The sequence below is a fragment of the Agarivorans sp. DSG3-1 genome (assembly GCF_046774965.1).
Lineage (GTDB): Bacteria > Pseudomonadota > Gammaproteobacteria > Enterobacterales > Celerinatantimonadaceae > Agarivorans.
In genome coordinates, this window is record NZ_CP177241.1 from 4,030,485 (window position 1) to 4,042,774 (window position 12,290).

Annotated in this window: 11 protein-coding genes; 2 read left to right on the forward strand and 9 right to left on the reverse strand. The window is 44.0% G+C overall.

Going from position 1 to position 12,290, the window contains the following annotated elements:
* Nucleotides 1-8: 8 nt before the first annotated feature.
* The 5 genes from ACLD71_RS18660 to prmB form a co-directional block, all read right to left on the reverse strand.
* Nucleotides 9-230, reverse strand: coding sequence for a hypothetical protein (locus tag ACLD71_RS18660; RefSeq protein WP_137675009.1), 222 nt, complete (start codon nucleotides 228-230; stop codon nucleotides 9-11).
* Nucleotides 231-252: 22 nt separating this feature from the next.
* A complete protein-coding gene (locus ACLD71_RS18665) occupies nucleotides 253-1,428 on the reverse strand; it encodes an ATP-NAD kinase family protein (RefSeq protein WP_411991625.1) in 1,176 nt (391 codons plus the stop codon).
* A complete protein-coding gene (locus ACLD71_RS18670; RefSeq protein WP_411991626.1) occupies nucleotides 1,425-1,937 on the reverse strand; it encodes an elongation factor P hydroxylase in 513 nt (170 codons plus the stop codon). Before ACLD71_RS18670 ends, ACLD71_RS18665 begins: the two co-directional genes overlap by 4 nt.
* A 79-nt stretch (nucleotides 1,938-2,016) precedes the next feature.
* On the reverse strand, nucleotides 2,017-3,105 hold the full coding sequence (gene aroC, locus ACLD71_RS18675; protein ID WP_411991627.1) for a chorismate synthase: 1,089 nt from the start codon (nucleotides 3,103-3,105) through the stop codon (nucleotides 2,017-2,019).
* Between the two features lie 11 nt (nucleotides 3,106-3,116).
* Nucleotides 3,117-4,040 carry a 50S ribosomal protein L3 N(5)-glutamine methyltransferase gene (gene prmB, locus ACLD71_RS18680; RefSeq protein WP_137675013.1) on the reverse strand — a complete coding sequence of 308 codons (924 nt, stop codon included), beginning with the start codon at nucleotides 4,038-4,040 and terminating at the stop codon, nucleotides 3,117-3,119.
* Between the two features lie 62 nt (nucleotides 4,041-4,102).
* Here prmB and smrB point away from each other — a divergent pair, with 62 nt between their 5' ends.
* A complete protein-coding gene (gene smrB, locus ACLD71_RS18685; RefSeq protein ID WP_303512659.1) occupies nucleotides 4,103-4,627 on the forward strand; it encodes an endonuclease SmrB in 525 nt (174 codons plus the stop codon).
* Between the two features lie 46 nt (nucleotides 4,628-4,673).
* Here the strand turns inward: smrB and ACLD71_RS18690 are convergent, their stop codons facing one another.
* Nucleotides 4,674-4,883 carry a DUF1107 domain-containing protein gene (locus ACLD71_RS18690; RefSeq protein WP_137675015.1) on the reverse strand — a complete coding sequence of 70 codons (210 nt, stop codon included), beginning with the start codon at nucleotides 4,881-4,883 and terminating at the stop codon, nucleotides 4,674-4,676.
* Nucleotides 4,884-5,064: 181 nt separating this feature from the next.
* Entirely contained in the window at nucleotides 5,065-5,532 is a 468-nt protein-coding gene (sixA, locus tag ACLD71_RS18695) for a phosphohistidine phosphatase SixA (protein ID WP_411991628.1), read from the reverse strand.
* 157 nt (nucleotides 5,533-5,689) lie between these two features.
* On the opposite strand from sixA, the gene ACLD71_RS18700 reads away from it, so the two are divergent.
* Nucleotides 5,690-8,479, forward strand: a complete 2,790-nt coding sequence (locus ACLD71_RS18700) for an insulinase family protein (RefSeq protein WP_411991629.1) — start codon at nucleotides 5,690-5,692, stop codon at nucleotides 8,477-8,479.
* Between the two features lie 304 nt (nucleotides 8,480-8,783).
* Here the strand turns inward: ACLD71_RS18700 and fadJ are convergent, their stop codons facing one another.
* Together fadJ and fadI are read right to left on the reverse strand one after the other, a co-directional pair.
* Nucleotides 8,784-10,907 carry a fatty acid oxidation complex subunit alpha FadJ gene (fadJ, locus tag ACLD71_RS18705; protein ID WP_411991630.1) on the reverse strand — a complete coding sequence of 708 codons (2,124 nt, stop codon included), beginning with the start codon at nucleotides 10,905-10,907 and terminating at the stop codon, nucleotides 8,784-8,786.
* Nucleotides 10,907-12,217: an acetyl-CoA C-acyltransferase FadI gene (fadI, locus tag ACLD71_RS18710; RefSeq protein WP_411991631.1), complete on the reverse strand. Its 1,311-nt coding sequence runs from the start codon at nucleotides 12,215-12,217 to the stop codon at nucleotides 10,907-10,909. Before fadI ends, fadJ begins: the two co-directional genes overlap by 1 nt.
* Nucleotides 12,218-12,290: the final 73 nt, after the last annotated feature.

Here is a 12,290-nt window from a genome sequence, read left to right on the forward strand (position 1 = left end):
ATGGAAACTTACGCTACAGCAGCAATTTGGCGTTGGCTATCTGCAAAAGCAATTGCATTGCGCCATAACGCTTCTACTTGAGACTGCATTGTATCGTCGGTTTCACCGTCGAAATGCGCATCTAATAAAGCAATGTGCATTTGGGATTTTAAGCAGTGCACCATTGGACGATGGCTTAACTCAGTTTGAGTTGCAACAACACCTAAATGATCATTTAAGTATTGAACCACGTTTTTCGGTGGAGCATTTAGATTAGTGTCGTGACTGTTCAGATAAGTCTGCAGCAGAGTGACATAATTTTTGAGCATCGGTAACCTCATTTTCAGGGTTCGATACTCGATACATAATATAATCGCGGTAACCAGTAATTACCTTGATGCTTCCAGATAAAATTTTATCTAGTTCTGTATCGCCAGTATCAACTATCAACGGGCGTCCATGCAAAGATTTAAGTTTAGTCTTAGTCGCTACGACTACAATGTTATCACGACCTAGTTTGCGAATAAGCGCAGGGCTAAGTTGCTGATTACCTCGACCAAATAAATGACCTTGGCCACCAATTGGTGTAATCAATAGCTTTGTTTTTACGTGGCTTATTCTATTTATCAGCTCAGCTGCGGTCAAATCCTCTTGGACGATTTGGTGATCTTTAACCAAATCTACTCCTAGAAGAGTATTAGGCAGTGATAACTCCTGCATAATAGCTGCAACAGTGGACCCAGAACCGGCTATAAATTGCTCACCGGCCAACATTTCAATCACTTCTGCGGCAATGTCTTGCAATACCAAGTCTTCTGATTCAATTCCGCCTTGTTTAACCGCCTGTACATACTTCAGCTCATCGGGCACCATCATTTCGCCAAAACACTTCGCACGCACCTGCCCATGGCGAAATGCTTGCTCATCAATATCCATCACATCAGCATTTTTTAAACTGAGCATCTCACCTTTAATCAGTTTTTCAATGACTAGGCCACTAGCTTTAGGTGTAACTCCATACACACCAGAATGAATCTTACAGCCAGCAGGAATGCCTAAACAGTTTACTTGCTCACCTACCGCTAACAATACGTCTCGTGCCGTACCATCGCCACCAGCAAACACCAACAAACCAACCTGTAGCTTGGCAATAGCGATAGCCGCTTGCTGGGTATCTGCGGCGCTGGTAGGCTCTGCTGCGTTATAAACCACTTGATAAGCTAAACCCAGCTGCTCACAGAGATGCTGACCCATTTCTCCCGAAGCGGTATACACTTCAAAAGGTTCAGTTAAACGAGTAAGTTGTTGTAATGCTTGCTCTGCACGAAGATTTGCTTTTTTCTCAGCCCCTCTCGCGAGGGCTTGCTCAACCACACCATCTGAGCCTTTTAAAGCAACACTACCGCCTACCCCAGCAATCGGATTTATAATTAAACCAAGCTTAATCACAGCACTTCCTCATAATCATGAACCAAGGTATGTTGACTTAAAGCGGCAATGAATTGTTCGGCTCTACGAGGGAAACCTATTTTAAGATAGTGCTGATATTGCAATTCAACGGCTTGAGTAAAGCTATGCCTGTCACTTTGAAAGCCTGACAAATTATCCACACTCACTTGAAATGGCCTGTTTGCTGCCAGCGCAAAAGCATACTCAATAGCCTGTGGTTTAACTTCAACTTTCTCAAATTCTGATTGCTGGCTCTGGTCTCTCCCATCACCATTATACCAATAACCATAATCTTCAAGCTGTCTACGACCTTCACCAGCGATACACCAATGAGCAATTTCGTGCAATGCACTAGCGAAAAAGCCATGGGCAAATATTACTTGGTGCTGCGCTAAATGCTGGCTTGTAGGCAAATAAATAGGCTCGTCCTCACCTGCTACCAACACCGTATTAAAATCAGTGAAAGTGCGATTAAACAAGAGTATTAGTTGCTCTACATCATCAAACATAAACAGTATATTCCATTAAAAAAGCTAAAAAAAAGCCCCTAAACACAAACATTTAAGGGCTTTAATCTAGCATAGTGTTTTAACGTAGAACGGGCGTTTCAGTGCTAACTGCGCCATTTTGACCGCGCTGACGCAAGCAATGGTCCATCAACACTATCGCTAACATTGCTTCTGCGATAGGCACTGCACGAATTCCAACACAAGGATCGTGACGCCCTTTGGTCACCACCTCAACAGGTTTTCCATATTTATCAATGGTTTGTCCTGGCACTGTAATACTTGACGTTGGCTTTAATGCAATGTGGGCAACCACATCTTGACCAGAAGAAATACCACCAAGTACGCCACCGGCGTGATTGGAGCTAAAGCCTTCAGGTGTCATTTCATCTCGGTGCTCACTGCCACGTTGATTAACCACCGCAAAACCATCACCAATCTCAACCGCTTTCACCGCATTAATGCCCATTAAAGCATGGGCGATATCGGCGTCTAAACGGTCAAATACCGGTTCACCTAAACCCACTGGCACTTGCTTAGCCACAATGCTTAAACGCGCACCAATTGAATCACCTTCTTTCTTAAGCGCTCGCATAAACTCATCAAGCTCTTCTAACTTACCTGCATCAGGGAAGAAGAAAGGGTTTTGCTCTATCTGGTCAAAATCGACAGTTTCAGCTTTAACCGGACCTAATTCACTAAGGTATCCGTGGATCTCTACACCGTGATGCTGCTTTAAGTACTCTTTAGCAATAACACCAGCTGCTACCCGCATGGCCGTTTCACGCGCCGAAGAACGGCCGCCGCCACGATAATCACGCGTGCCGTACTTTTGATGATAGGTATAGTCAGCATGACCAGGGCGGAACATGTCTTTAATGTTGGAGTAGTCTTTAGAGCGCTGGTCGGTATTCTCAATCATTAAACCAATTGAAGTACCGGTAGTTTTACCCTCGAATACACCCGCTAAAATTTTCACTTGGTCTGGTTCACGACGCTGAGTGGTATAACGCGAGGTGCCCGGTCTACGACGATCCAAATCTTTTTGAATCATCTCTTCGGTGATTTCTAATCCCGGAGGACAACCATCAATGATACAACCCAGTGCCGCACCATGGCTTTCACCAAAGGTGGTCACTCGAAAAAGTTGGCCTATGCTGTTTCCTGCCATCAACTCTATCCTTACTGTTTAAATAGCGAGCCACAAGCTAGTAACTGCTCACGGCTAATAATAAATACCCCATGCCCACCGTTAGTAAACTCTATCCATGTAAATGGCACATCAGGGAACTGCTGTTGCATATGCACTTGGCTATTACCAATTTCTACTATTAATAAGCCTTGCGGATTTAAGTGCTCGGCTGCATCAGCCAAAATCTTTTTAGTTAACTCTAAACCGTCAGAGCCTGAGGCCAAACCTAATTCGGGTTCGTGCATAAACTCATCGGGTAAATTGCCCATATCTTCGGCATCAACATAGGGCGGATTACTTACAATTAAATCATAAGTTTGGCCTTTAAGTGCTGTTAAACCATCAGACAATATAGGTGTAACCTGCTGCTCTAAACCGTGCCCTTGAATGTTAATTTCGGCAACGGCTAGTGCATCTTCTGAAATATCTACAGCGTCAACTTCTGCATCTGGGAAGGCATAAGCACAACCAATAGCTATACAGCCACTGCCAGTGCATAAATCCAAGATTCGCGTAGGTTCTTGAGTTAACCACGGTGAAAACTGCGTTTCGATAAGCTCGGCAAAAGGAGAACGCGGCACTAACACGCGCTCGTCTACATAAAACTCTAAGCCAGCAAACCATGCTTTATTGGTTAAATAGGCAACCGGTAAACGTTCTTGCACGCGTTTAACCACCAGCTCCACCAACAAACTACGTTCTTGACGAGTTAAACGTGCATGCCTAACTTCTGGATCAACATCTAAGGGCAAATGTAAGCTGGGTAAAACAAGCTGTACAGCCTCATCCCACGCATTGTCTGTTCCATGACCATAGAAAACGCCTGAAGCATTAAATCGACTCACCGCCCAGCGGATCATATCTTGTATCGTATGTAACTCATCGATTGCTTCTTCGATAAATATCTTTTCCAATTTGGCCTCCAGATTAAGTACAATCACCCAATAAATGGCTTCAGGCACAACTGATAATAAAGATGAAAAAACCAACTGACGAAGATTTCGCTGCTTTCAAAGAAGCACTCAAAGGCGTTCGCCAGATAAAACAAGATAAAATAAGTCTTGAGCCCCCTCGAATCAAGCAAAAAAGCCAACAAAGGGAAAAACAGCAACAAGCGGCGCTAAATAATAGTCAATTCTTCTTTTCAGATGAGTATCACCCCTTATTGCCCAGCGAAGGGCCAATGCGTTGGCAAAGTGATAGCTGCGATCCCTACGAGCTAAAAAAGCTTCGCCGCGGTGATTATGACCCAGAGATTTTACTCGATTTGCATGGACTCACTCAAAAACAAGCTAAGCAAGAAATAGCAGCTTTAATTATAGAGTGTAAACAACAGCACTATCATGTTGCGTCTATTATGCACGGTCATGGCCAACAAATACTAAAAACCAAAGTGCCACAATGGTTAGCTCAGCATCCACAGGTTCTTGCTTTTCACCAAGCTCCCAAAGGGCATGGAGGTTCAAGTGCCTTGCTGGTTTTAATAAACTCTCCAAACTAAAAAACCACTCCTGAGAGTGGTTTTTATTGCTTAAAAGCCGTTTTAGCTACGCTGCTTTATTCTTGAACTGATCAATTTGTTGATTCACTTCAGCCACTGTTTGCCGGTGTTTAGTGGTCTTGTATTTTGGTAGGGTTTCAAGTTTACCATTTTTGAATTCGTATGCTCCACGTCCTTCGATGTACAAACGTCCTTTAAAGAACGCCTTAACGTAACGAGCAATTTTTACCGGAGAATAGCGCGAAAATATTTTCATTCGATGTGTCCACTACAGTAATGACACAGCGATACTACAAGGACAGTTGCGCCATTTCTAAGAAAATCGGCGTAAATTAATGGAACCGCGAAGGAGATCTCAAAAGAACAAAAAACTGGGAACCTATGCAACAAAGCGTAATACACCAGTTTCCAATGGATACTTAGTACAACCCACCAATTTAAACTAAGGTTACTGGATGTTGCAAAGAGATAAAACTGTTTTCTTCGGCGACATTTACTTCGGCCACTGCAGCGGTGCTAAAGAGCGGAGCACCTGCGTCAGCAACTAAACCTTCAACAATAAACCCAACCAAGGGTAAATGAGAGACCACCAGCAAGCTCCCGTTGGGAGACTCAAGCGCGAGCTCATTAATTAGAGCCACAACCGCCATTTCATCTCCGGAAGGAGTGAGCTCTTTCAACTCGATAACTTGTGCGGCTTCGGGCAAGCTTTTCGCTAACCGCTGCCAGGTTTGCTGAGCACGTAAGTAAGGGCTCACCAGAACATAATCCAATTGCTTTAATTTGCTGGCTAAGTATCCGCCCATTTTGCCTACTTCGTTTAAGCCAGACTGATTTAATGCTCGCTCACTATCGCTGGCGGCAAACATTTCGGCTTCACCATGGCGCATGATAAATACTTGCATAAAGGGGCTCTTTTAATAATTAAGGTGTACAAAGCACTTAAGCTTACTAATTTTGGCAGCTAATTTAATTGATATGCCACAAAACATCCATCAGAGTTTGCAAGACCATCGCAAGCGACTGATAATCATAGTATCGCCCTAATCAAGGATATTTGCCTTGCATACCAGCCCCAATGATCCAAAACATTACCGAAACATTACATTAGACAATGGTCTCAAAGTATTGTTAGTCCAAGATGAAACCGCACAAAAGTCAGCGGCGTCGTTGGCGGTAAATATTGGACATTTTCATGACCCAGAAGGCCGTGAAGGGCTGGCTCACTTTTTAGAGCACATGTTGTTTTTAGGTACAGATTCTTACCCTTCTGCCGGCGAATACCAAAGTTTTATTACGCGTCATGGCGGCAGCAATAACGCGTGGACAGGTACTGAACATACTAATTACTATTTTGATATCGAAAACGATTGGTTTGATGAAGCCCTAGATCGCTTTAGTCAGTTTTTTATCTGCCCTTGCTTTAACCCCGAGCTAGTAGAAAGAGAACGCCAAGCGGTTGATTCTGAATATAGGCTAAAACTTAAAGACGACGTGCGTCGAATTTATCAGGTACATAAAGAAACCGTTAACCCTGCCCACCCTTTCAGCCAATTTTCGGTGGGTAGTTTAGATACGCTAAGTGACAACAAAGACCAAACCATTCGCGACGATTTAATTGCCTTTTACCAACAGCACTATTCTGCTGATTTAATGACGCTAGCCGTATTAAGCCCTCAATCGCTAGATGACTTAGAGAGCCATGTTATGGCGCTGTTTAAAGCGGTACCCAAAGTGGCAGTGTCTCGCCCCCAATTAGCACCTTTATATTTGCCAGAACATTTAGCCATAGAAACCCATATTCAACCGGTTAAAGAACTCAAAAAACTCACCTTATCTTTCGGCTTTGGCGACATGGATGCGCTGTATAAACGAAAACCCTTAACCTATATCGCCCACATTCTTGGCTATGAAGGTCCCGGTAGTTTAGTGGCTTTATTACGGCATGCGGGCTTGGTTAATTCAATGGCTGCTGGCGGAGGGGTAAACGGCAGTAACTTTAAAGATTTTTGCATCAGCTATTCATTAACCGATGAAGGTTTACATTGTATAGACCCGATAATTGATGCCACTTTTAGCTATATAAAGCTTATCCGCGAGCAAGGGCTACAAGCTTGGCGCTACAGTGAAAAACAGCAAGTATTTGAACGGGCTTTTTTATACCAAGAAAAGTCACGTGCAATTGACCTAGTCTCACACTTAGCCATAAATCTACAGCACTATCCTGCAGAAGATGTTATCTATGGCGATTACGCCATGGAGCAATATGACCAAGTACTTATCGCCCAGTGTTTAAAGCAACTATTACCTGAAAAAATGCGGATTAATTTAGTCTCCCCGCAGGTAAAAGGTGACAAAATTGCGAAGTGGTACCACACCCCATACTCGGTCAAACCCATCGAAGCAGAGCGCCTAGCCCGTTGGCAACAACCAGCAGAAATAGAAAGCCTACACCTGCCTGCTAGCAACCCTTTTTTATCGTTTAATGCTTCTCCTTTGGTAGATACAGTAGACCAGGAAGTTGTGCCTAAAATGTTGTTTGATAAGCCCGGTTTTCGATTATGGTTTACCAACGAGCCCGAGTTTAAAGTGCCAAAAGGTCATTTATATGTATCGGTTGATTCCGCCTATGCGGTTGCCTCGGTGCGCAATATTGTCTGCACTCGCCTAATGGTAGAGCTGATGTTAGACCATTTAAGTGAGATGACTTACCAAGCAGAAATTGCTGGAATGTCTTATCAACTTTACGCTCACCAAGGCGGCTATACCCTGCATTTATCAGGCTTTAGTGATAAACAAATTTTGCTGCTCAAAATGATAATGAATAACCGCTTGTTTGGCCATTTTGAGCGGAAACGCTTTGGCATCATCAAGCAGCAACTGGCTAAACATTGGCAAAACCAGATGCAGGTTAAACCCATTTCACAACTGTTCAGCGAGTTAACGTCTTTGCTGCAACCTAATAATCCTCCACCATCAGAGTTGTTAGACGCTTTAGACGATGTGCAATTGGAAGATCTGCCCGACTTTGTGAGCAAACTTTATCAGAATATCCATGTTGAGATGCTGGCCTATGGCAACTGGCCTGAACAAAAAATAGTAGAATTAGGCGAGTTTATTCAACAAGAAATATCGCCTAATACCAGTCCGTCTAAAGAAACCCCGCGCAAGCTTATTAGTATTCGAGAACAAGGCACTCTGCTTTATGAAGTGGAATGCCAGCAAAGTGACTCAGCGTTAATGATTTATTACCAAAGCAGGGATTTAAGCCCCGAGAGCATTGCCTTGTTTACGCTTACTAATCACATTATGACCTCTAATTTTTTCAATGAGTTACGTACCAAGCAACAGCTGGGCTACATTGTGGGAACCGGTAACTTACCCTTGAATCGCCATCCTGGGATTATTTTTTATGTACAGTCGCCTCACGGGCAACCGCAAACCCTATTAGATGCTATTAACGACTTTTTGAATGAGTTCCCAGTACTGATGTTTGAGTTAAGTGATGCGCAATGGCAACAGAGCAAACAAGGTTTAATTGCCCAAATACTAGAGCGCGAGAGTAATATGCGCACCCGAGCTCAGCGCTTTTGGGTCAGTATTGGCAATAAAGATGCAGACTTTAATCAACGCCAACGCGCTGCCGAGTGCATAGATAAACTAGAGCGTCATGACTTAGTGCGATTTATGATGAGCTTGAAGAGCAAGCAGCGAGATCGTGTAGTGGTGTATAACCATGGTGGTGAAGACTTAGACCAAGCGCCGCTGAACACCCATCATTTGGAAACGGGCCGCAATGTAACAAGCAGAGCAGAGTTTCAGCAACAATCAAAGTTATACAGTTACAACTAAGCCTGAAAGCGTGACTCATTGAAACCTTGGCTTCGCTTTACGTTAAGCTTTTGGTGAGTCCAAAGAAGTGGCATACACAGCGGGCCAAACAAAAAGCCAGCGATAGTCCAACGCCATCGTGGTAACGAGAATTTAATGGCTTCGATATAGAAGAACAAGCCAAAACAAACCGACAACAATAAAACGAAAAACATACAACTCGCTCTACAACAGAAATGGCTGGTGATTTTAGCAGAACACTGCCAAAGAATCTTAACCCAAGACAAACAAAATTGTCTTGGGTTTGTCATCGAAGATTTACAAATTAGCTGTAGTAGCTTTCGCCTTTATCAACCATTGCCACTAAAGCCTCACAGGGTTTAAAACGCTCTCCATGGCTACTTTCTAAGGCTTGCAACTCTTTCACTAAATTGGCAATCCCAATACTGTCCATTGCACGGAATGGTCCACCTAAGAATGGCGGAAAACCAATACCAAAAATAGCGCCTAAATCGCCGTCACGGGCACTGCGAATAACCCCTTCATCCAAGCATCGAGCAGCTTCATTAAGCATCATATAAACACAGCGTTTTGAAATTTTAGCGCCATCAATAGCACTCTTTGGCTTAATACCGAGTACTGAGTAGACTTTTTCATCCACTTGTTTGGCTTTCGCTTTTTTACCTTTACCATAGAGGTAAAAGCCGCGACCATTTTTCTTGCCTAAACGTTTATCGGCAATTAACTTGTCAAAGGCTTCCGGTGCTTTAAAACGCTCACCTAATTCAGCTTCCAAAATAGGCGCAATTTTAGACCCAACATCAATCCCCACTTCATCAAGTAAGGTCATTGGCCCAACAGGGAAACCATAATCAAGTAAGGTTTTATCCAAGTGTTCTATGCTCTGTCCTTCTAACAACAACATAGCCGCTTCATTCATGTATGGCGCCAAAATACGGTTCACATAAAAACCCGCCCCGTCTTTAACCACAATCGCCGTTTTACCCTGTTTGCGGGCAAACTGCACAGTATCAGCAATGGTTTGTTCATTAGTGCCAGCGTGCGGAATAATCTCAGCCAAAGGCATTTTTTCTACCGGACTAAAGTAATGTAAACCAATCACCTGCTCAGGGCGCTCTGCCTTCGCAGCAATTTGCGTAATAGGTAACGAGGAAGTATTACTAGCGAAAATAGTCTGCGGATTACAATTGCTTTCAATATCAGAAACCATTTGCTGCTTCAGCGATAGATCTTCAAACACCGCTTCTATAGCAATTTGAGTATTCTGCATACCCACAAAGTCAGTACCACCAGTAATATTGTTGATTTGCTGTTGCAGTTGAGCGTTGGTAATAAAACGGCGCTTACGCTTTTTATCTAACAACTTATAAGCATAATTAAGCCCACCTAGCACACCCTTTTCGCTAATGTCTTTAATACGCACTTGCGCTTTGGCTTTAGTGGCAGAAACAAAGGCAATGCCCGCCCCCATCAAGCCGCCACCTAATACTGCAACTTGGCTAATTTTTTGTGGCTTAACACCTTCAAACAAGCTTTCTTTTTTAAGCTCATTTGAAGCAAAAAACAAACCGCGCAAGGCTGCTGATTCTGAGCTTTTGACTAAGCCAGCAAAGCGCTTGGCTTCCTCTTCATAAGCTGCTGCCGAGCTCTTCTCAATACCCGCTCTAACACATGCAATAATTTCTAAGGGCGCTGGGTAGTTACCACGCGTTTTGCCCAAGGTCTGTTTGGTCACCTGCGAAAACAGCACATTTCTGCCAACAGGATTTCCCTCAAGTAATTTAGAAACAATACTTAGGGTCGGCTTTGGTTTACGTTTGGCTTTGCCCGCGTATTTTTTGGCGACATCTAATAGCACACTGCTTGGAACCATTTCATCAACTAAGCCGCTTTTAAGCGCTTGTTTAGGGCGAAGCTGCTTGCCAGTGAGCATCATTTCTAAGGCTTTTTGCACACCAACCAATTTAGGTAAACGCTGTGTACCGCCACCACCAGGTAACAAACCAAGTTGCACCTCTGGTAAACCTAGGCTGGTTTTATCATCAATACTACATACGCGATAATCACAGGCTAGCGCCACTTCTAGTCCACCACCTAAACAGGGGCCATGAATAGCGGCAATCACCGGAAAAGGCAGCTTACTTAAGCGAGCAAACACTTTGTGACCATCTTGCGACAGCTTTTGTGCATCGGCGGCTGTTTCACAGCTGTCTAACATACCTATATCGGCACCAGCGATAAACGAATCAGCTTTGCCGCTATAAACCACTAAACCACTAAGTTGGGTTTGTTTTTCCAAGTCCGCCAAAATAGTGTCAAGTTCTGGGCCAAATTCTGCTTTTAAGGTGTTCATGGTTTCGCCATGCACATCAATTTTTAGCAGGGCAATATTATCTTTAGTGGTTAAGGTAAAAGTTTGCTGTTCCATTATTCAACCTCCAAAACCATTGCCGCACCTAACCCACCGGCCGCACAGGCAGTGGTTAAACCTAGTCCACCACCACGACGGCGTAATTCATTTAGCATTTGAGTGATCATTCGTGCTCCGGTTGCGGCAAAGGGGTGGCCGTAGGCAATAGAGCTGCCCATTACGTTAAATTTTTCCATATCAATCTCGCCCAAAGCTTTATCGCGACCGATTGATTTAGCAAACTCGTCACTGGCAAACATTTTCACGTTGGCCAAGGTTTGCGCAGCAAAGGCTTCATGCATTTCAATGAGGTCTAAGTCTTGTAGGGTAATACCCGCTCGGTCTAACGCGATTGGCGTGGCGTGAGAAGGGCCCATTAACATGTCTTCCCATACATCGATTCCCGCAAAAGCGTAGCTTTTTATGTAGCCTAAAATAGGTAAGCCTTGTGCTTTGGCTTTGTCTTCTCGCATCAGTAATACCGCTGCGGCGCCGTCAGTAAGTGGGGTTGCATTTGCCGCAGTTACCGAGCCATGTTTGCGATCAAACACTGGCCTTAACTTGGCTAATTTCTCTTCGCTTGAATCACCACGCACATTGTTATCACGGCTAATAGATGCTTTATAAGGTTCTGGGTAAGCGGTCATCACTTCATCATCTAACTTACCTTCTTCCCATGCCTGATGAGCTAAGCGGTGAGAACGGGCGGCTAGCTTATCTTGGTCTGCGCGTTTAATGCCATGGGTTTTCGCCATTTGCTCGGCTGTTTGGCCCATAGAAATGCCTGTAGAATATTCGGCGACTGCTGGCGGTACTGGGGCTAAATCTTTAATCCGCAGTTTCTTTATCACGTTCCAACGTTGCCCTGCTGTGCGTGCTTTAGATAACTCAAGCAGGCTGCGAGCAAGCTTTTTGCTTACCCCAATAGGCAATACCGAGGAAGAATCTGCACCACCAGCAATACCACAATCAATGGTTCCCGCCATAATAGACTCGGCCACGTTTACAGCTGCTTGAAAGCTCGTTGCACAGGCGCGAGACACACTGTAAGCGTCGGTTGATGGATCCATAGGCGTGCCCAGTACAATTTCACGAGCAATATTTGGCGCGGCTGGCATTTGCACCACTTGGCCAAACACTAACTGTTGAATCTCTTTAACGTCTAAGTCGACACGCTTAATCAACTCATTCACTACAATTTTGCCTAAATCTACAGCAGGCACATCTTGGTAGGCGGTAGACTGTCGAGCAAATGGAGTACGCAGGCCAGCAACCACTGCTATTCGTGAGCCATTTGCGGTTTGTAAAGATTGTTGTTGGTGGTGCATTCAAATTATCCTTAACCAGTTAAGAGGTCTGACCTCATGATTTATATATTAACCATTTCTTCACAAAATTCAA